This is a genomic window from Rhodopseudomonas pseudopalustris, from assembly GCF_900110435.1.
In the GTDB taxonomy this organism is placed as follows: domain Bacteria; phylum Pseudomonadota; class Alphaproteobacteria; order Rhizobiales; family Xanthobacteraceae; genus Rhodopseudomonas; species Rhodopseudomonas pseudopalustris.
Genome location: NZ_FODT01000021.1, coordinates 1 through 19,886, shown reverse-complemented (window position 1 = coordinate 19,886; position 19,886 = coordinate 1). Strand labels below are relative to the sequence as shown.

The 19,886-nt window shown below is 65.8% G+C and carries 19 protein-coding genes; 10 read left to right on the top strand and 9 right to left on the bottom strand.

Features of this window, described 5'->3' with window-relative positions:
* The first annotated feature begins 681 nt into the window (after nt 1-681).
* From BMY71_RS24030 to BMY71_RS25485, 3 genes are all read left to right on the top strand, one after another.
* The gene (locus tag BMY71_RS24030) at nt 682-942 is read left to right on the top strand and encodes a hypothetical protein (RefSeq protein WP_041805625.1); all 261 of its coding nucleotides are present in this window, start codon (nt 682-684) and stop codon (nt 940-942) included.
* Nucleotides 943-1,212: 270 nt separating this feature from the next.
* A complete protein-coding gene (locus BMY71_RS24025; protein WP_244526162.1) occupies nt 1,213-1,689 on the top strand; it encodes a hypothetical protein in 477 nt (158 codons plus the stop codon).
* Between the two features lie 213 nt (nt 1,690-1,902).
* Entirely contained in the window at nt 1,903-2,031 is a 129-nt protein-coding gene (locus BMY71_RS25485) for a hypothetical protein (RefSeq protein WP_283804826.1), read from the top strand.
* 58 nt (nt 2,032-2,089) lie between these two features.
* Here BMY71_RS25485 and BMY71_RS24020 read toward each other — a convergent pair whose 3' ends face one another.
* From BMY71_RS24020 to BMY71_RS23990, 7 genes are all read right to left on the bottom strand, one after another.
* Nucleotides 2,090-2,536 (bottom strand): PTS sugar transporter subunit IIA, encoded by a 447-nt coding sequence (locus BMY71_RS24020; RefSeq protein WP_092686385.1) that lies wholly within the window; start codon nt 2,534-2,536, stop codon nt 2,090-2,092.
* 34 nt (nt 2,537-2,570) lie between these two features.
* On the bottom strand, nt 2,571-3,293 hold the full coding sequence (locus tag BMY71_RS24015) for a response regulator (RefSeq protein WP_092686384.1): 723 nt from the start codon (nt 3,291-3,293) through the stop codon (nt 2,571-2,573).
* Nucleotides 3,290-6,013: a sensor histidine kinase gene (locus BMY71_RS24010; protein WP_092686383.1), complete on the bottom strand. Its 2,724-nt coding sequence runs from the start codon at nt 6,011-6,013 to the stop codon at nt 3,290-3,292. The genes BMY71_RS24015 and BMY71_RS24010 overlap by 4 nt, the downstream gene beginning before the upstream one ends.
* Nucleotides 6,014-6,054: 41 nt before the next feature.
* Nucleotides 6,055-6,660: a K(+)-transporting ATPase subunit C gene (locus BMY71_RS24005; protein ID WP_092686382.1), complete on the bottom strand. Its 606-nt coding sequence runs from the start codon at nt 6,658-6,660 to the stop codon at nt 6,055-6,057.
* A gap of 11 nt (nt 6,661-6,671) precedes the next feature.
* The gene (gene kdpB / locus BMY71_RS24000; RefSeq protein ID WP_175557778.1) at nt 6,672-8,795 is read right to left on the bottom strand and encodes a potassium-transporting ATPase subunit KdpB; all 2,124 of its coding nucleotides are present in this window, start codon (nt 8,793-8,795) and stop codon (nt 6,672-6,674) included.
* Between the two features lie 22 nt (nt 8,796-8,817).
* Nucleotides 8,818-10,521 carry a potassium-transporting ATPase subunit KdpA gene (gene kdpA / locus BMY71_RS23995; protein ID WP_092686380.1) on the bottom strand — a complete coding sequence of 568 codons (1,704 nt, stop codon included), beginning with the start codon at nt 10,519-10,521 and terminating at the stop codon, nt 8,818-8,820.
* Nucleotides 10,522-10,611: 90 nt separating this feature from the next.
* The gene (locus BMY71_RS23990; protein ID WP_139202739.1) at nt 10,612-10,701 is read right to left on the bottom strand and encodes a K(+)-transporting ATPase subunit F; all 90 of its coding nucleotides are present in this window, start codon (nt 10,699-10,701) and stop codon (nt 10,612-10,614) included.
* 525 nt (nt 10,702-11,226) lie between these two features.
* On the opposite strand from BMY71_RS23990, the gene BMY71_RS23980 reads away from it, so the two are divergent.
* The 3 genes from BMY71_RS23980 to dapA are packed head-to-tail and all read left to right on the top strand — an operon-like array spanning nt 11,227 to nt 12,931.
* Nucleotides 11,227-11,505 carry a hypothetical protein gene (locus tag BMY71_RS23980; RefSeq protein WP_011501085.1) on the top strand — a complete coding sequence of 93 codons (279 nt, stop codon included), beginning with the start codon at nt 11,227-11,229 and terminating at the stop codon, nt 11,503-11,505.
* 30 nt (nt 11,506-11,535) lie between these two features.
* Nucleotides 11,536-11,979, top strand: coding sequence for a hypothetical protein (locus BMY71_RS23975; protein WP_092686378.1), 444 nt, complete (start codon nt 11,536-11,538; stop codon nt 11,977-11,979).
* A gap of 4 nt (nt 11,980-11,983) precedes the next feature.
* Nucleotides 11,984-12,931, top strand: coding sequence for a 4-hydroxy-tetrahydrodipicolinate synthase (dapA, locus tag BMY71_RS23970; RefSeq protein ID WP_092686377.1), 948 nt, complete (start codon nt 11,984-11,986; stop codon nt 12,929-12,931).
* Nucleotides 12,932-13,094: 163 nt separating this feature from the next.
* Here dapA and BMY71_RS23965 read toward each other — a convergent pair whose 3' ends face one another.
* On the bottom strand, nt 13,095-13,670 hold the full coding sequence (locus BMY71_RS23965) for a hypothetical protein (RefSeq protein ID WP_092686376.1): 576 nt from the start codon (nt 13,668-13,670) through the stop codon (nt 13,095-13,097).
* Nucleotides 13,671-14,110: 440 nt separating this feature from the next.
* On the opposite strand from BMY71_RS23965, the gene BMY71_RS23960 reads away from it, so the two are divergent.
* Both BMY71_RS23960 and BMY71_RS23955 read left to right on the top strand, forming a co-directional pair.
* Nucleotides 14,111-14,650: a hypothetical protein gene (locus tag BMY71_RS23960; protein ID WP_139202738.1), complete on the top strand. Its 540-nt coding sequence runs from the start codon at nt 14,111-14,113 to the stop codon at nt 14,648-14,650.
* The gene (locus tag BMY71_RS23955) at nt 14,623-14,892 is read left to right on the top strand and encodes a hypothetical protein (protein WP_139202737.1); all 270 of its coding nucleotides are present in this window, start codon (nt 14,623-14,625) and stop codon (nt 14,890-14,892) included. Before BMY71_RS23960 ends, BMY71_RS23955 begins: the two co-directional genes overlap by 28 nt.
* Nucleotides 14,893-14,921: 29 nt before the next feature.
* On the opposite strand, the gene BMY71_RS23950 is transcribed toward BMY71_RS23955, so the two are convergent.
* Nucleotides 14,922-15,821, bottom strand: a complete 900-nt coding sequence (locus BMY71_RS23950; RefSeq protein ID WP_092686373.1) for a LysR family transcriptional regulator — start codon at nt 15,819-15,821, stop codon at nt 14,922-14,924.
* Nucleotides 15,822-15,929: 108 nt separating this feature from the next.
* Here BMY71_RS23950 and BMY71_RS23945 point away from each other — a divergent pair, with 108 nt between their 5' ends.
* Together BMY71_RS23945 and BMY71_RS23940 are read left to right on the top strand one after the other, a co-directional pair.
* Nucleotides 15,930-17,489 (top strand): proton-conducting transporter transmembrane domain-containing protein, encoded by a 1,560-nt coding sequence (locus tag BMY71_RS23945; protein ID WP_175557777.1) that lies wholly within the window; start codon nt 15,930-15,932, stop codon nt 17,487-17,489.
* A 19-nt stretch (nt 17,490-17,508) separates the two neighbouring features.
* On the top strand, nt 17,509-19,886 hold a 2,378-nt coding region (locus BMY71_RS23940), incomplete at its 3' end, for a YbcC family protein (RefSeq protein WP_139202736.1).

The following is a 19,886-nucleotide window of genomic DNA, read 5'->3' as shown; positions in this document are numbered from 1 at the left end:
TCGCCAAGGTCAAGTTGCGAGGCCGCGACCGGGTCGACGCCGCCTTCAACCTGGCGCTGGCGGCCTACAATCTGATCCGCCTACCAAAGCTCCTGAGAGCAGCGGCGTGAAGCTCCCCAAGACAGCGAGGCCATCCGCACTCAAAGCTGAAGCCGTCGCATGTCGAACGACTGCAACCTTCAATCCCAATGAATGCAGGACTTCTTCAACAGTCTGCTAGAGCTTTTCCGGTTCTGATAGAATCAGAACCGGAGCTCTAACTTTTTGTTCTGACGCGTTTTCTTCACGCGAACCGGTATCCACTTCGCTCGAAAACGCTATAGCCTCCATCCCACCGCGATGTTTGCGGGCGCGGCGACCGCTGTCCGCGACGCAACGCGGTCGCACGCCATGGCGCATCGCGATGACCCGAGATGCCGCTCTCATTGATATCGCGACTCTGTTTTCAGCGCCGGACGCGTCTCGCTTTCCCGCGCGACGCCGCCGGCGACCTCATGGCCTGACGCCCGACGCGTGACGCTTCGCGCTTATGCGACGCTTATGAGGTCGCCTCTCCGGCATTCTCGAATTCCTATCCCGAGCGAACCACATTCGACGGTGCGGTCAAATCGCGCCGCTGCTCCGATGAGTGCGTCCGACCGCTCGGAAACGCGGGTCATCGACCCGATGAAGGGATTGAACATGAGTATCGTCGAACCTCCTTTGCGTGGCGAACAGCTGAACGTCGTCCTGATTGGTCGGGACAATCGCGGCCGCTGGATCGCCCGCGAGCAGCACGGACGCTTCGGCGGCCTGTTCGTCAGCCGCGAGCACGCCGTCAAATATGCTTTGTTCGAGAACGGACGCCGAAGAGAGGCGATCATCGAACTGGCGACCGAAGTCGAACTCGCTTTCGACACGATGCCGACAGCCGCGCCGGTCCTCCAGCGGCGCGCGGCGTAGTCGCCGACCAGGCCGATGCGCATGGTCGCTCGGCCGGCAGGCTGGCTCCCCGGCGCCCCAACCTCATTCAACCGAAACGGCGAGTCCGCCTGCGTTCTTCTGCCAACGCTTGATCGCGGCCGGCTCCCGGCCGTGACGGTCTGCGCGAGAAGGCCGCGCCACAGGACGCCAGCCGCGCTCGGAAACGCGCCGAGCCTGCCCGGTCGACGGCGGGCTGATAAGCGCCCGCTGCTCGCGCCGGATCAGGCTCCGAAGGACGAGATCGAAGCAATGCTCGCAGCCATGCCGCCACGGATTTCGCCTCCGCATGACGCCGGGCTGCGTTCGTTCTCGCCGCAACCGCCGCACACATCGAAGTTGGACGCGATTCCGAAACTCCATGAACGACTGATGCGGGTTTGGCAGCTGGCCATTCTGCGTTTCGCCGTGACCCGTGACGATTCCGACCGGCAGAGTGTTCTGGCTCTCGCCGGTGAGATCGATCGGCTGGGCCATGCAGGCCGCGCCGACTCGTTCGGATTCTTCCGTCGCACCAGCACGCGTGTCTGCGCGGCGATTCTCGCTGATAAGCGTGATTCCAGCGAGATCCTGCACCGCTTTCTCCAGGAGATCGAAGCCCCCCGGTTGCGCAGCGCATTCGCAGCGGCGGTCGGGATCGCCGACAAACCGGAGCCGCCGGCCAAGCGCCGCCGCGAACAGAAACGCGACCTTTTCAAAGGCCTGCCCTCGCGTAGCGCCTGCCCCTGAGCGAGACCCGGCGAGGCGAGCAGCTGATCGCCGCAAATCCCCGCAGCTTCCGACGATCGGTTCAGGCGAATCTATATGCCCCTCCTTTGCGGCGGCGGCCCGGTCCGTCTCGCATTCCTATGGCGTGGCGCGACATGGTCGCGCCGGCAAATGGCCGCGCGGGCGATCGCCGTCGCGCCGGCCCCCTGACGACGCCGGCCCAAGGAACACCAAATGATCGAATGGAAAAGCGTCGTCATGATCGCGCTGATCACGACGCTGCTCGCCGCCGTTCGTCTGGCCCAAGGCGAAGCACCTCGGAAACGCTCCGGACAGCGCGGCGCGCAGGCGAACCAGACCTGATCCCGAAGAAGGGATTCCGGTTTTTCAAGACGACGATCCGACGATCCGTCACCCTGATCTACGCGCAGCTGACCGCCGCATAGAGCTGTGAGGCATCCTTCGAGCGGCGGACGCGTTCGCGCGTTTCCGCCGATCGGAAGGTGCGGGCCACCAGCGCGATCTCACCGAGATGCGCGTTGTCGGCGACCGCGGGCAACAACAGAACGAACACGATATCGACCGCCTGAGCATCGATCGCATCGAATTCGACAGGCGTCCGCAGTTTCGCAAGAAGTCCAAACGGGCGCCGCAGATCCGGTAGCCTTGTGTGCGGGATCGCCACGCCTTCGCCGATTCCGGTCGATCCGAGTTCTTCGCGCTTGATCAGATAGGGCGCGACCTGCGTGGGAGCCAGATCGACTCCGGCCGCGGCGCGTGCGGACAAATCCGCCAGCAGCTTGCTCTTGTCGGAGCCTCGAAGGTCGAACAGGACATTCGCGGGCGAAAGAAAGTCAGCAATCTTCATAGTCGCTCCAGAAGCGCGCATGGCGAAGCAACGGTCAGTTTTCGAGAGAAAGCACGGTCTTCGCAGGGTCGTCGGGGGCGCGAAGCCTGTAGCCGATGCCGGTCTCGGTGAGGACGAATTGCGGCCGCTCCGGATCGGCTTCGATCTTCTGTCGGAGTTGCCGGACATAGACCCGCAGATATTGCGCGTCGGTCAACGGATCCCACAGCTCACCGAGCAGGAATTTGTGCGTCAGCACTTTGCCGGCGTGCTGCACCAGGATCCTGAGCAGATCGTATTCCTTCGGCGACAACTTCACGTCCCTGTCGCCGACCTTGACCAGGCGCCTGACCAGATCGACCGACAGATCGCCCGAACGAAACACCGGTCGCTCGCCGTGAACCTGGAGCTGGTGCCGCAGCGCCGCGCGCATCCGCGCCAGCAATTCATCCATGCCGAACGGCTTGGTCAGATAATCGTCGGCGCCCAGATCGAGCGCCTCGACCTTGCCGGCCTCGTCGCCGCGGCTCGACAGCACCACGATCGGCACGCTGTCATTGCGCCCCCGGATCATGCGCAGCAATTCGTGGCCCTGAATATCGGGAAGGCCGAGATCGAGGATGATCAACGCCGGCCCCTGCTTCAGAAGCTCGAGCGCGATCTTGCCGTTGGACGCTTCCAGCACCTCGTAGCCCTGCGTGCCCAGGCCCATGCGCAGCAATTTGCGGATCGGCGGCTCGTCGTCGACGATCAGAATCTTCAGCGGTGCGCCATTCATGCGGCGGTGTCCAACGATTTGGTCGAGACCGGGACTGGCAAGGTAATCGTCATCGCGGCTCCGTTTCGATCTGTTCGATTGGCCGCCACGATGGTGCCGTGCAGGGCTTCGACGAATCCGCGCGCGATCGCCAATCCGAGCCCGGTGCCGGCGCGCACGTGATCGCCTTTCTGCGCTCGATAGAATTTCTCGAACACGCTGTCGAGATCATGAGGCGGAATGCCGCCGCCTTCATCGATCACCTGCAGGATCACCGAGCGCCCTTCACGGCGCGCCCTGATGCAGATCGTGGTTTGTTCGGGGGCGTATTTCGCGGCATTGTCCAAAAGGTTGAACAACGCCTGCTCGAACAGCACGGCGTCGAGATTCACCATCGGCAGTTCCGGCGCGAGGTCGAGCTCCACCTTGTGATGGGACAAGATCTTGCTGGCGCGGCTGAGCGCACTGCCGACTACTTCGCTGAGATCGTGCGGCGCGGTGTTGGGCACCACGGCACCGGATTCGAGCCGGGTCATGTCGAGCAGATTGGCGATGAAGCGGTTGAGCCGCTCGGACTCATCGACGATCGTCGACAGCAGCTCGGTCCGTTCGGCCTCAGAGAGTTTGGTCCAGAAGCCGCGCAGCGTGCCGGCGGCGCCGAGCACCGACGCCAGCGGCGTCTTCAGATCGTGCGAGATCGAGGTCAGCAGTGCGGATCGCAGCCGGTCGGTTTCGATGCTGCGCTTGACCCGATCCATATCCTCGACCAGTTGCACGCGCTCGATGGCCAGCGCGCCCTGATCCACCAATGCGTCCAGCAGCCGGCGCTGGTCCGGCGTCAGCAGCGGCCCGGTCCGGTCGTTGTCGATGCCGATCACGCCGATCGGGCCGCGTCCGGTCCGCATCGGAAGGAACAGTCGCTTGCCGCCCGGCAGGGTATCCGACCCGCGCCCGGCCGGCCGGTCATTGTTCCACGCCCAATTCGCCGCGGCGAGATCGGCGGGATCGAGCTGGTCTTCCGGAGGGTAGCCCGCCTTGACGGCGATGATTCCGGCTTCGGGCAGCAGCAGCACCACCCGCACCTTCAGCATCAGCGCGGTCTGATACGCGGTCGCCCACAACACGTCGTCCAGCGCCGCCGTTCCTGCCAGCTTGCGGCTGAACGCATAGAGCGATTCCGTGGTCCGCACCCGTCCGGCCGCAGCGATCGCCTGCGTCCGCAACCGCGCGGCGAGGTTGGAGACCAGCAGCGCGATCAACATGAACAGGAAGAACGCAGCGATGTTGGTCGGGTCGGTGATGGTGAGCGTGTAGACCGGCGGCAGGAAGAAGAAATTGTAGCACAATGACGCCGTGACGCTGGCGAGCATCGATGGCCACAGGCCGTACAGCACCGCGACGCCGACCACCGCGGTGAGAAACACCAGGTCGACGTTTTCGATGCCGAACAGCGGCTCGATCAGTTCGGCGATGCCGAGCCCGATGCCGACGAGCAGCAGCGCCATCAGATAAGCGCGGACGTCGAACGGCTCGGTACGCTCGGCGGTCCGCACCGTCTTCTTCGGAACCGGCTCAGCGGCGAGATTGTCGCCGGCGATGACATGCACGCTGATATTGCCGGCGTGGCCGACCAGACCGTGCACGACCGAATTGCGCAACATACCCGTCCACCACGACCGCGGCGCGGTGCCGATCACGATCTGGGTCACGTTGTTGGCGCGCGCGAAGCGCAGGATGTCCGCGGCGATGCCGTGGCCGGCGCTCGGGATCGACAGCGCCTCGCCGCCCAGCGCCTCGGCCAGCCGCAGCGTATCCGCGAGCCGGTCGCGGCGTTCCTCGCTGAGCTGGAGATTGCGACGGGTCTCGATGTTCACTGCGGTCCATGGCGCGCGTAGCCGGTCCGCCAGCCGCTTGGTGTAGCGAACCAGTCCGGCGGCGCGCAGATCGTCGTTGACGCAGACCAGGATACGTTCGCCGACCGCCCATGGGCCGGAGATCGCGTTGGCCTGCATATGGGTCAGCAATTGTTCGTCGACCCGCTCCGCCGTGCGACGCAGCGCCAGTTCGCGCAGCGCGGTGAGATTACCCGGCGAGAAGTAATGTTCGAGCGCCCGCTCCGCCTGTTTCGGAACGTAGACCTTGCCTTCCTTGAGGCGCTGGATCAGGTCGTCGGGCGTGAGGTCGACCAGTTCAAGGGCGTCGGCGCGATCGAACACCGAGTCCGGAACGGTTTCGCGCACCCGGACATGGGTGATCTGGGCGACGACGTCGTTGAGGCTTTCGATGTGCTGGATATTGACCGCGGTGTAGACGTCGATGCCGTGGGTCAGCAATTCCTCGACGTCGAGATAGCGCTTGGGATGCCGGCTGCCCGGCGCATTGGTGTGGGCGAGTTCATCGACCAGCGCGAGCTGCGGACGCCGTGCGATCAACCCGTCGAGATCCAGCTCCTCGAGCACCTGATCCCGGTAGTCGAGCCGCTGCCGCGGCAAGATCTCGAGCCCCTGCAGCAGCGCCTCGGTCTCGGCCCGCCCGTGGGTCTCGACGACGCCGACCACCACGTCGACGCCGGCCTTCAGCTTGGCGTGGGCGCTTTGCAGCATCTCATAAGTTTTGCCGACGCCGGGGGCGGCGCCGACAAAGATCTTGAGCCGGCCGACGCCGGCATCCTCGCGGCGCGCCTTCTCCAGCAGCGCCTCGGGTGACGGTCGTTGGTCGAAATCGGAGTGAGGGTTGGCCATTCCTGAATATAGTCCCCGGATCGACGTCCGCCTAGCGAGGGCTACTTCCTGGTGGTCGCATCCAGCGCCAGATTGAGCGCAAGCACGTTCACGCGGGGCTCACCGAGCAGGCCGGCGAAGCGGCCCTTGGTCTGCGCGTTCACCAGCTTGCGGACGCCGTCTTCAGACAGACCGCGGGCACGGGCGACGCGCGGGACCTGAAACAAGGCGGCCTCCGGCGAAATCTCGGGGTCGAGTCCGCTGCCCGAGGCGGTGACCAGATCGACCGGCACCGCGGCCGAGGGGTTCTCGGCCTTGAGCTTGTCGACGTCTTCCTTGACGCGGTCGTTCAGCGCCTTGCTGGTCGGCCCGAGATTGGAGCCGCTGGAGTTGGCGGCGTTGTAGGGCGATGACACCGTCTTGGTCGGATCGGCGGGGTCAGCCGCCGAGGTCGCCGACGGGCGGCCGTGGAAGTACTTGTCGTCCTTGAACTCCTGGCCGATCAGCGCCGAACCGATCACGGCGCCGTCCTTGACGATCAGGCTTCCGGCGGCCTGCTCCGGGAACAGAACCCCGGCGATGCCGGTCATGGCCAGCGGATAGGCAAGACCGCAGATGGCCGTCAGCAGGACGAGAACGACGAGTGCGGGGCGAATTTCTTTCAACATGGATGTTCTCCTCAGACGAGATGCAAGGCGGTGATCGCAAGGTCGATCGCCTTGATGCCGGCGAACGGAATGACGATGCCGCCGAGCCCGTAGATCAACAGATTTCGCCGCAGCAATGCGCCCGCGCCGACGGCCCGGTAGGCCACGCCCTTCAGCGACAGCGGGATCAGCGCGATGATGATCAGCGCGTTGAAGATGATCGCCGAGAGGATGGCGCTTTGCGGGCTTTCCAGCTGCATCACGTTGAGCACGCCGAGTTGCGGATAGAACGCCAGGAACATCGCCGGAATGATGGCGAAGTACTTGGCGACGTCGTTCGCGATCGAGAACGTGGTCAGCGCGCCGCGGGTCATCAGCAACTGCTTGCCGATTTCGACCACCTCGATCAGCTTGGTCGGGTTGGAATCGAGGTCGACCATGTTGCCGGCCTCGCGCGCCGCCTGCGTGCCGGTGTTCATGGCGACGCCGACGTCGGCTTGAGCGAGCGCGGGCGCGTCGTTGGTGCCGTCGCCGCACATCGCCACCAGCTTGCCTTTGGCCTGCTCGTCACGAATCAGCTTCAGCTTGTCCTCGGGCGTCGCTTGCGCCAGGAAGTCATCGACACCGGCTTCGGCGGCGATCGCCGCCGCGGTCATCGGATTGTCGCCGGTGATCATCACGGTGCGGATGCCCATCCGGCGCAGCTCGGCGAAACGCTCGCGGATGCCGCCCTTGACGATGTCCTTCAAGTGCACCACGCCGAGCAGACGGCCGTCCTTCGCCACGGCGAGCGGCGTGCCGCCCGCTTTGGCGACTTCGTCGGCGATCGCGGAGATTTCGCGGGCGGCGTCGGACATGCCCGGATGCAGGGCGCGCACCGCATTGCCGGACGCGACCGCACGGCTTCCGCCGCCGTTGACGTAGTTCAGGATCGCGTCCACGGCGCCCTTGCGGACCGACGAGTGGCCCGCGTCGACGCCGCTCATGCGGGTCTGCGCGGTGAACGGAACGAAGGTCGCCGACAGTTCCGCGAGGTCGCGCCCGCGAAGGCCGTATTTCTCCTTCGCCAGCACCACGATCGAACGGCCTTCGGGCGTTTCGTCGGCCAACGACGCGAGCTGGGCCGCATCCGCCAGCGCTTCCTCGCTGACGCCGGACACCGGCCGGAAGGCGGTGGCCTGCCGGTTGCCGAGCGTGATGGTGCCGGTCTTGTCGAGCAGCAGCGTATCGACGTCGCCGGCGGCCTCGACCGCACGGCCGGACATCGCCAGCACGTTGAAGCGCACCAGACGGTCCATGCCGGCGATACCGATCGCCGACAGCAAGGCGCCGATCGTGGTCGGGATCAGGGTCACGAACAACGCCGCCAGCACGACGACCGAAATCTGTCCGCCGGCATAGGCCGCATAGCTCGGAATCGTCACCGTCGCGAACACGAAGATGATCGTGAGCCCGGCGAGCAGGATGTTGAGCGCGATCTCGTTCGGGGTCTTCTGGCGCGCCGCGCCTTCGACGAGCTTGATCATGCGGTCGAGGAACGAATTGCCCTTGGCCGCGGTGATCCGCACCACGATGCGATCCGAGATGACCATGGTGCCGCCGGTGACGGCCGACCGGTCGCCGCCGGATTCGCGGATCACCGGAGCGGATTCGCCGGTGATGGCGGCTTCGTTGACCGAGGCGACGCCGTGGATGATTTCACCGTCGCTCGGGATCAGGTCACCGGCCTCGACCAGCACCAGATCGCCTTGCTCCAGATTTTCGGCGGGCACGCCCTCATAGAGTTCGTAGTTGCCCTCCATCAGCAGCTTCTTCGCCTTGGTATTGGTCATGGTCTGGCGCAGCGTGTCCGCCTGTGCCTTGCCGCGACCTTCCGCCACCGCTTCGGCGAAATTGGCGAACAGCACCGTGAACCACAGCCACAGGATGATCTGCAGCGTGAAACCGAAGCTGGCGCCCCCGCCGTCGATGACGATCGACTTGATGAAGATCGCGGTGGTCAAGACGGCGACCATCTCGACGACGAACATCACCGGATTCTTGATCATCGCGCGCGGATCAAGTTTGACGAACGCGGATCCAATCGCGGGGATCACGATCGCAGGATCGAGCATCGCCGATCCCGTGGTCCGCCTGGTTGTTTTGACAGCTGACATCGTGGTCACTCCCTATAACGTTTCAAAACAGCGTGTTGGCGGACATCGAGAGATGCTCGACGATCGGACCGAGCGCCAGCGCTGGGAAAAAGGTGAGGCCGCCGATGATCAGGATGACGCCGACGACGAGGCCGACGAACAGCGGGCCGGTGGTCGGCAAGGTGCCTGCCGACGGCGGGATCGATCTCTTGGCGGCGAGCGAACCCGCCAATGCCATCGCCGGAATGATCATGAAGAACCGGCCGACCAGCATCGAGCACGCCAAGGTCAGATTGTAGAACATCGTGTTGGCGGACAGACCGCCGAAGGCGGAGCCGTTGTTGCCGGTGGCCGACGTGAAGGCGTACAGCACCTCGGTGAAGCCGTGCGGGCCGGCATTCGCCATCGACGCCACCGCCGACGGCATCACCACCGCGACCGCGGTCCAGCCCAGATACATCAAAGGCAGGACGAGGATGGCGAGCATCGCCATTTTGACTTCGCGCGCCTCGATTTTCTTGCCGACATATTCCGGGGTGCGGCCGACCATCAGACCGGCGATGAAGATCGCCAGCACGACGAACAGCAGCATTCCGTAGAGACCGGCGCCGACGCCGCCGATGATGATCTCGCCGAGCTGCATGTTGATCAGCGGGATCATTCCGCCGAGCGCGGTGAAGCTGTCATGCATCGAATTCACCGCGCCGCAGGACGCCGCCGTGGTGACCACCGCGAACAGCGCCGAGGCGGCGATGCCGAAGCGGACTTCCTTGCCCTCCATATTGCCGCCGGTCAGACCGAGCGAGCTGAGGCCGCTGGTGCCCGATGCCTCCGCCCAATAGGCGACGCTGATGCCGGCAATGAACAGCACGCCCATCGCCCCGAAGATCGCCCAGCCCTGACGCTGGTTGCCGACCATCCGGCCGAACACGTTGGTCAGCCCGGCGCCGAGCAGCAGGATCGCGAACATATGAATGAAGTTGGTCAGCGCGGTGGGATTCTCGAACGGGTGAGACGCGTTGACGTTGAAGAACCCGCCGCCATTGGTGCCGAGATGCTTGATCATCATCTGCGACGCCACCGGTCCCTGGGCGATCACCTGCTTGGCGCCCTCGAGCGTCGTGGCCTCCGTATAGGCGCCGAGATTCTGCGGCACGCCCTGCCAGACCAGCACCATCGTTCCGACCATGCAGATCGGCAGCAGCACGTAGAGGGTGGTTCGGGTGACGTCGACCCAGAAATTGCCGACGGTGCGCGCGGACGCCCGCGAGAAGCCGCGGATCAGCGCCATCGCGATGGCAATGCCGGTCGCCGCGGACAAGAAGTTCTGATTGGTCAGGCCGAGCATCTGCGTCAGATACGAGACGGTCGTCTCACCGCCATAGGCCTGCCAATTGGTGTTGGTGACGAAGCTGACGGCGGTGTTGAACGCCAGATCCGGCGCGACCGACGATTGCTCTGCGGGGTTGAACGGCAGCACCGCCTGCAGCCGCAGCAGCGCGTACAGAATCAGGAGGCCGCCGACGTTGAACAGCAGCATCGCCACCGCGTAGGTCAGCCAATGCTGCTCACGCTTGGGGTCGACGCCGCCCGCCCAGTACAGCGCCTGCTCGATCGGGCGCAGCACCGGCGTCAAGGGGGTCCACTCGCCGTTGAAGACGCGCGTCATATACCAGCCGAGCGGTATCACCGACGCGATCAGGATCGCGCAGAACAGGAGAATTTGTATCCAACCAAAGAGTGTCATGGTGTCAGCCTTCAGATTTTCGCTTGAGCGTGTCGGGATGTGTCGCGCGACTGCCGGACTCGATCCGGCGCAGGACCGCGAACTCCCGGATCAGAACCGCTCGGGCCGCAGCAGGGCGTAGGTGAGGTAGAGCAACAATCCGGCGGCAACGAGCGCCGCGAGTGAGTATTCAAGTGTCATGGTCGTTCTCCTCAAAGCCAATCGCAGGCGTATGCGTAGCCGATCGACAAAGCGAAGAAGCCGACACCGAGGGTCAGCATGATGACGTCCAACATGAGATGTGCTCCTTGCGGCTTCCGATCACTGATCGCCGCGCGAACGATCGATGCCGATCGCAGATAACGCGACCAAGGCCGATCGCGACCGATGGTTATGTGCCGCATTGGGCATATGGTTTCGAGGGGAGGTCGCCCTCGAAGTTATAGGAATTGCATAAAGGGAACGGCGAAACCGGCGCCCCTGCTGAGGTTATCCGGCGTGGCTTCGCTCGCCCTGGGGTGGGAGCCGCGTCATCTTTATCGCGCATTTATATTTTGACGCGTCGCAGCACCGTGACAATCCGCGTCGCCCCCGAACACCGGCCGCCATGCCCCACAGCGTTCTTATGAGATGCCGGCGGGATCGCCCTCGAAACTTTATGAGGTCGGTCGAATATTAGGGAGACGCCGCAAGTCGGCGGAACGTCGAACCTCGAAGGACACTCCAATGGAACAGACCGAACCTCCGTCGTGTAGTTCTCACATCGTCCTGATCGGCAAGAACCACCGGGGCGGCTGGGTCGCGCTGGAACAGACCGGCCGCTATGGCGGCCTGTTCGTCAGCCGCGCCGCCGCCCTCAAATTTGCGTTGCTGCAGAACGGCTCTCATCCGGAGACCATCTTCGACGCTGCACACGTTCTCGAACTCAGCCTGAACGGCATTCCCTCGTCTCCTCGCCTTGCGTCCCGGATCGAACACGCGGCGCCCTGCCGTCGGGCCGCCTGATACGCGATTTGCATCTCCGAGGACCGCACAATGACCTCCCTCGCGCGCCCAACGTCATCAGACCTGGCGATCGAGACCATGATCGGTCTCGCGCGTCTGGCCACATCGCACCCGATCATCGTCGCCGGTGCGGACAGCCTGCTGCTTCACCGGGATTTGCATCGTCGGGGATATCTTCGATGCGCGACCGCGAGCGGCCTTTACGTTCGCCGCGGCCAGTATTGCGCGGCGCTGATCGCCGGCGACCGCACCCTTCAGGCGATCGAGGCGTCGATCGTCAGCGCCTCGCGCTTCCTCGGTGCGACGGCCACGATCGTGGTGGCGATCCAGTCGGACGAAAAGGGCATCGGGCACAAGGTCCGCTCGAGGCTCGAGCAACTCGGCTTCCGGATCGAGGCCGGCGTGCGCTGTCCATCCGCGTTCCTGCTGTCGGCCTATCGCTGCAACTTTGCTTCCGTCGGGAAGGCGGCCTGATTCCATGACCAACCCGATCAATTCTTCGACGCCATGGCTGACCGGCTTCATCGCCGATCTGCCCACGCCCTTCGACGCCAACGACCGGATCGACTGGGGCTCCTTCGAAATGTTGTGCGAGCAGCAGATCCGATCGGGCGCGAGAGCGGTTCTCGTCGCCGAGACGATGGGCGAGGCGTCCACGCTGACTCTCACCGAGCATGACGCGCTGATCGGCGCCGCGGTGGCGATTTCCTGCGGCCGCGTCGCGGTGATCGCCGGCGCGGGTTCGAACTCGACCAGTCAGGCGATCGACCTGACGCGGCGCGCCGAAGCGAATGGCGCCGACGCCGTGATGTCGGTGGTGCCCTACTACAACAAGCCGATGCAAAGCGGCATCGTCGCGCATTTCAGCGCGATCGCCCAGGCGACCGCGCTGCCGATCGTGCTGCACGATGCGCCGGGACGGACGGCGCGGGAGCTCTCCGACGAAACGATGCAACGGCTCGCGGACATCCCACGATTCGCCGGCGCCAAAGACGCCACCGGCGATATCGCGCGCCTCGTTCGCCTGCGATCGAAACTTCCGCCGGACTTCCATCTGCTGACCGGCGACGACTCCACCGCCGGCGCTTATTTGGCGGCCGGCGGCGATGGTTGCGTGTCGATCCTGTCGAACATCGCGCCCGATCTCTGCCGATCGATCTACCAATATTGCCGGCAGGCGGATCTGGTCAGCTCCAGGACGCTCGCCGCGCATCTCGCGCCGCTCGGCCAGGCGGTCCTGCCCGATGCGACGCCGGCGGCGCTGAAATACGCGCTGTGCCTGCTCGGCCTTGCGGCGCCGTGGGTTCGGCTTCCGCTGGTCGAGCTCGACCAATCCGCCAAGATGGCGGTGGCCAAGGCAGTCGCCGGCGTTTTCCTGTCGTATCGCGGCTATGGCGGAGAACACCGGGATCTCATCGCAGTGTGACGAATCAGAACCGCGACGGCTGACGAACCAGCCGTCGCGGCGATTCTTACTCCGGCAATTCGCTAAAGCATGATCCCGAAAAGTGGTCCCCGGTTTTCGGAAAAGATCATGCTCAAACAAAAAACGAGAGCGGCATGACGATTCGAAGATAAGTCATTCCGCGCTAGTGGTGGTGAGACCGGTTCGGCCTCGCGGCGACCGCGTACTGGCCTTGCTTCTCCCGCCATTTGGGTCCCGGTCCACGCATGTAGTGCCGTTCCGGTTGATACTTGCTGGCGCGCTGGCCCCACTCGGGAAACAGAAAGGTCGCGACCGATTTGATCGCGCGACGCCCCATCGCCGCAACCGGCGCCCAGCGCGGCGGCGTGTCAGCGGCCGGCGCCGTAGGCTGAGGCTGAGGCTGGCGAGGCGCAGCGCCGACCTTGTCGATGGTCTCGATCATCGAGGCGATCGAGACCGCGGTGACGCGCGAATGGCTCGGCTGGTCGTAGCAAACCCCGCGCAGCTCCAGTTCACGCGCCAGACGCCGCACCTTCGCGCGGGTGATCATGTCCACCAGCACCCTGAACGGGCGTCCCAGATGTCTCAAGGCCTGACGGCCGTGGATCAATCCGCCGTGTTCGCGCTGAGGCTTGCCGTCTCGTTCGCTCCACGCGGCGTCCCGCGTGATCAGATAGAAACGATAGCTGTCGTTGCGGGTGAGATCACCACCGTGGCCCTCGTCAGCGGCATTGCCCATTTTACATCTCCAACCGAGCTCTTACGCAAATGGCTCGGTGAGACGATGCATGGGAGGCGCATATAAAATCGAGAGTGCTCGGGGCCTCTCGGCATAAGTGGAAATGAGGGCGGCGTCGGCCGGACTGCTTATGCGGCTCCTATAAGACACAGCCGTCCTCCATCTCGCAATCCTACGCCCTGCTCTGCCTATGATCCGCCTGGTTTAAAAAGGGGGGTCGCCGTGGCCGCCATGTCGTTGAACGACGCTCCGCAGCCTGGCCAGTGGGTGCGTTGCGCGCTTCTGCTGGTGCGCGGAGTAGCCGACCACTATGTCGCCTACCGATTGCGGCTGGTTCTGACCGCGGTGGAGCGCGCTCGTACGCACTCCTGCCGCCTGCAGATCGCCTTTGCGCGACCGACGCCCCGGCAATGACCCGCATCCCCATGACAGGTGCCATCATGCAACGCGAGCCGTGCTCCACCACTGCGAAGCGCGACGGCGGCGCGACACGCCAGCTCCGCCGCCCCGACCGCAACGTCCTCAGCGAGGCGATCGCGGTTTTCTTCATCGGACGCGACAGCGACGGCTTCTGGGTCGCCCGCGACGCCGACCGGCCGATCGGCGGGCTGTTCCTGCTCAGAAGCTCGGCGCTGGCGTTCGCAAGAAACATTTGCGAGCCGCACGGATGCGCGTTCGTGTTCGAGACGGATCGCTTCGAACTCGACGTCGAAAATCGCGGCAACCGGTTCGCCGTTCGGATTGGACGATTCAAGCGAGTGCTCAGGAATATCGGTCGACGCGGCACTTTCTGGCTCGGCGCCCGGCATCGGCGGTCACGGCGCATCCTCGATCGGCACCACCTGCTCGGCCGGCTCGACGAACTGCCGAACCGCGCATCGATGGGCTTTGTGCTGCCGGTCGACGTCTCGACCACAATCGGAACGCCGCGGCGATCCATGGGAGCTGCGCAGTGGCACGAACGAACGACTCGCCGCTGACGCCCCCGCTTCGTCGTGTGCGAATGCTGTCGGTGCTGGCGGTCGCGCTGTCGGCGACCGTCCTCTGGCTGCAATTGATCCCGTCATGGCTCGCCTTCGCGAGTCTGGGCATCACGCTGGCGGCCGCCGGGATGGCCTCGGATGCGCGCTACGGTCGATCGAAATCGAACCGCACCAAGCCGGCCGCCGGCAGGCTTCGGAATCGAAGATCGACCGACGGAGCTGATCGTAGCCCGGTCTGATCGTCGTCGCGGAGCTTCGCCCTGCCTGGCTATGCGGCCTTCGATGTCGCGGCCTTGGCGATGCCGAGCACGTCGGTGAGAAGCCGGTTTGGAAAACGTCGTTTCTTCACGATCGCGTAGAAGCTCTCGGTGACCTCCGGGATGCGGCAGTGCTCGACCAGAATCCCGGCTTCCAGTTCGTCACGCACCACGATCGGCGGCACCAGCGTCACGCCCTCGCGCTCGCGCGCGAGCAGACGCAGCATGGCCATGTCGTCGACTTCGGCGAGGATCGTCGGCCGGACGCCCGCCAGTTCGAGCACCCGGTCGAACGCCACACGGATATCGCTGTCGAGGCTGGGCAGAAGCAGCGGCTCGGTGCGCAGGTCTTCCGGGAAGCGGAACGGGCGCTGATCTTTGCGGGGGCGGCCGACCAGGCTGACGGGCTGCTCGGCAAGCAGATGATTGCGCAGCGGTGAGCGTGCGTCCTGCGGAGCGGCGCTGTTCGCCAGAACGACGTCGACCGTATGCGCCTCCAGCTGCGCGAGCAGGTCGCGGATATTGCCCGACCGGACGATCAGTTCGACGTCCGCCCGGCCGACCAGCGGCCGCAAAAATTCGAGCTGGAAGTTTCGCGACAAGGTCGTGAGCGCCCCGACGCTGAAAACCTGACGGCTCGCCACAGGGCTTCCGCGCAGCGTGCTCATCAGCTCGTCGCCGGCCTTGAACACCGTGTCGGCATAGTCCAGCGCGATCTTTCCGGCCTCGGTCAGGACCAGCCTCTTGCCCACCCGCTCGAACAGCGGATGGCCCATCTGGTGTTCGAGCTTCTGGATCTGAACCGACAGCGCCGATTGCGACAGGTTCATATGCTGGGCCGCCCGCGTCAGGCTGCCCTGATGCGCGACCGCCCAGAAATAACGCAGATGGTTGAAGTTCAGGTCCCTCATATCGTTCTCTTAAAACGAACGATACCGTCGGAACAATGAATTTTTCTCACGCCGCCTACGCCCCTACCAATGCCGTCGAACCGAACTCGGCGTCGAAGGGGTTACTCCGTGCCAATCCATCACTTGCCATTGCTGGCGCCCATTGCGCTGCTCGCCGTTGCGGCGGTCAGCTTCGCGAACACCGGCCTCCGGCCAAAACGCCTCCCCGGACTGGCCGAAGCCGCGGCGCTGCTGGCGCTTGCGGCCGCTCTCGCTTCGGCGGCGGGGCTGGCCGTCTCCGGAACCCATGTCAGTCCCGTGCTCGGGCTGTACGGTGCTGGATTCTCTCTCCGGCTCGACGCCGTCAGCGCCGTGATGCTGCTGCTGGTCAGCTTCATCGGCTGGGTCGTCGTCCGCTATGCCGGAACCTATCTGGACGGCGAGGCCCGGCAGGGTCCGTTCACCGGCTGGCTGTGCATGACGCTGGCGGCGGTGCTGTTGCTGGTGACCGCGGGCAATCTCGTCCAGCTGGTTCTGTGCTGGATCGCCACCAGCGTGTTCCTGCATCGGCTGTTGCTGTTCTACCCGGACCGGCTGCCCGCCCGGCGCGCGGCGCGCAAGAAGCTGGTGACCGCGCGCCTCGGTGATGTCGCGCTGATCGGATCCGCCGCCCTGCTGGCGGCCGCCTATGGCACCGCCGATATCGGTTCGATCCTGCAGGCCGCCCGGCTGGGCGAAGGCGGCAGTCTGGCGGTCGGAGCGGCCGGCCTGCTGGCGTTCGCGGCGGTTCTCAAATCGGCGCAGTTTCCGGCCCATGGCTGGCTGACCGAGGTGATGGAGACCCCCACCCCGGTGTCGGCGCTGCTCCATGCCGGCGTGATTAATGCCGGCGGTTTCCTGCTGATCCGCTTCGCCGACGTCATGCTGTTGGCCCCCGCCGTGCTCGCCGCTTTGGTGATGATCGGCGGCTTCACGGCGGTGTTCGGCGGCCTGGTGATGCTGACCCAGCCGGCGGTGAAGACCTCGCTCGCGTGGTCGACGGTCGCCCAGATGGGCTTCATGATCCTGGAATGCGGGCTGGCGCTGTTCCCGGTGGCGCTGCTGCACATCGTGGCGCACTCGCTCTACAAGGCCCACTCCTTCCTCGCCTCCGGCGGCGCGGTGGAGCGGGTCGCGGCGATCCGCAGGCCGGGCCCGGTCGCCATCCCGGACGCCGGCGCGGTCGGGCGGGCCTTCCTGGCCGCGCTCGTGATCTACATCCTGGTCGGGCTCGGCTTCGGCCTGACGCACAAATCGCCCCAGGTCGTCGCGCTCGGCGCCATCCTGATCTTCGGCGTCGCCTATATGCTGGCGCAGGGCTTCGCCGATGCGGCGCCCAAGGCGCTCACCCTGCGCACGGCGGTCTACGCCGTGGCGACGTCGGTCGGTTACTTCGCGCTGCAAAGCTCGGCGACATTGCTGACCGCCAGCGTGCTGCCGGCGACGCCGACGCCCGGGCCGCTGGAATGGGCGCTCATCGTAATCGCGCTCGTCAGCTTCGGCCTGATCGCCATCGTGCAGGCGATGTTCCCGCTGTGGGCCTATCACCCGGCCGCCGCCGGTCTGCGCGTGCACCTCTCCAACGGCTTCTACGCCAACGCGGTGTTCGACCGCCTCGTCGGCGGCTGGGCCACCCGCAACGCATCCTGATCAATCCGGAGCTGTGAAAATGTCTCATCCCCAATCCCCGGCGATGGCCGATCTGAAACGCCTCGAAGCCGCGGCGGATCGCGCGGCGCGGGCGATTCCTCCGGTCTGGCCGCTGGCGTCGAGCGTCGCGGTCAATCCCTTCCTCGGGCAGACAAGCGAGAGCCTCGCGATGGCGGGCGCACGCCTTGCGCGGGTCGCGGGCGTCGCCGTCACCATGCCGCGGCGCTGGTTTCACGACAGGATTTCAGCCGGCGTGATCTCCGACGAGGACCTGCTGGAGGCCTGGCTCTCGGCGCCGCGCGATCTCAGGCCGGCCGATCTGGCGGCGCTGAAGGCCGCCGCGGCGTCGGATACGCCCAAGCCGCGCGCGCTGCCGTCGATCGCCGATCTCGCGGCGGACGTCTCCGGCGTCGACTGGCCGGGCCTGATCGCCGAGCGGTTCGGCGCCTGGGCGGCGGGCTATTTCGACGAAGGCCAGGCGCTGTGGGCCGCGCCGCATGGCAAGGGCGCCTTTGCCGCCTGGCAGGCGGTGACGACGCACGATCTGACGCCGGAAATCGCCGGGCTGCGTGGCTTCGCCTTCCATGTCTCGGAAGCCCCCGACAGCGCGCTCGCGGTGATCGCCCGCGCCGCCGAACGGCTCGGCCTCAAGCAGGCGGCCATGGACAGCTATTTCCACCAGATGCTCATGACCCTCGGGGGCTGGGCGCAATATGCCCGCTACACGCTCTGGCAGGCGGAGCTCGCCGGCGGCTCGGATCAGACGATCACCGACCTGCTGGCGATCCGGCTGATCTGGGAAGAGGCGCTGTGGCTTCGCTACGCGCCGCAGATCGCCGCCAGGTGGGCGAGCGTGTCGGCGGCGCATGGCGCGCCGATCGCGGCGACGCCCGACCTCGTGACCGACGCGATCCTTCAAGAGGCGGCGGAGCGCGCGGTGCAGCGGGCGCTCGCGAACACGCTGGCGAAGCCCGCCATTGCGGCGATCGCTGATCGCCCGGCGCTGCAGGCCGCGTTCTGCATCGACGTCCGCTCGGAGGTGTTCCGCCGCGCGCTCGAGAGCGTCAATCCGAAGGTCCAGACGCTCGGCTTCGCCGGCTTCTTCGGGCTGGCCACCGCGCACCGCCGCCTGGCGTCCGATATCGACGAGCTGCGGCTTCCGGTGCTGCTCAACCCCGCGCTCAGATCCTGCGCCGGCGGGCCCGATGTCGCATCGCGCGATCAGTCCGAACGGGTCAAGGCCCGGGCGACGCGGGCCTGGGGCCGGTTCAAATTCGCCGCCGTCTCCTCTTTCGCCTTCGTCGAGGCGACGGGTCCGATCTATGTCGGCAAGCTCGTGACCGATGCGCTCGGACTGCGCGCCGCGCCGGCGGCGAACGACCCCGCGCCGCTGCTCAGCCCCGCGCTCGATCTCGCCGACCGGACCCGGGCGGCCGCTGCCGTGTTGCGGGCGATGTCGTTGACCGATCGCTTCGCGCGGCTGGTGGTGCTGGCGGGGCACGGCGCCAATGTCGTCAACAATCCGCACGCCAGCGGGCTGCAGTGCGGCGCCTGCGGCGGCTATTCGGGGGAGGTCAACGCCCGGCTGCTGGCAGCGCTGCTGAACGATCCCGAGGTCAGGGCCGGGCTGGCGCCGGACGGCATCGCGATTCCCGCAGACACGCTGTTCCTCGCGGCGCTGCACGACACCACCACCGACGCGGTGACCCTCTACGCCGACGATCATCCCTCCGCCGCCCATCAGCACGATATCAGCCAGGCGCGGATCTGGTTCGCCGCGGCGGGCAAGCTCGCCCGGGGCGAGCGCGCGCTTCGGCTGCCGCGGGCGGCTCATCAGGGTTCCGTCGCAAGACGCGGCCGCGACTGGGCGGAGACGCGCCCCGAATGGTCGCTCGCCGGATGCAAGGCGTTCATCGCCGCGCCCCGGACCCGCACCACCGGCAGGAGCCTCGACGGCCGCGCCTTCCTGCACGACTACGACTGGAAGCAGGACACCAGCTTCGGCGTACTCGAACTGATCCTGACCGCGCCGGTCGTGGTGGCGAGCTGGATCAGCCTGCAATATTACGGATCGACCGTGGCGCCCGAAATATTCGGGGCCGGCAACAAGCTGCTCCACAACGTCACCGGCGGAATCGGCGTCGTCGAAGGCAATGGCGGCCTGCTCAGGGCCGGCCTTCCGTGGCAATCGGTCCATGACGGCGAGAGCTACGCACACGACCCGTTGCGCCTGTCGGTCTGCATCGAAGCGCCCCGCGAGGCGATCAGCGATGTGCTGAGCCGCCACGACAATGTGCGGGCACTGTTCGACAATGGCTGGCTGCATTTGTTCGCGCTCGATGAGGCAGGACGGATGGCCTGGCGCTACGCGGGCGATCTGCAATGGAGCGCGATGAG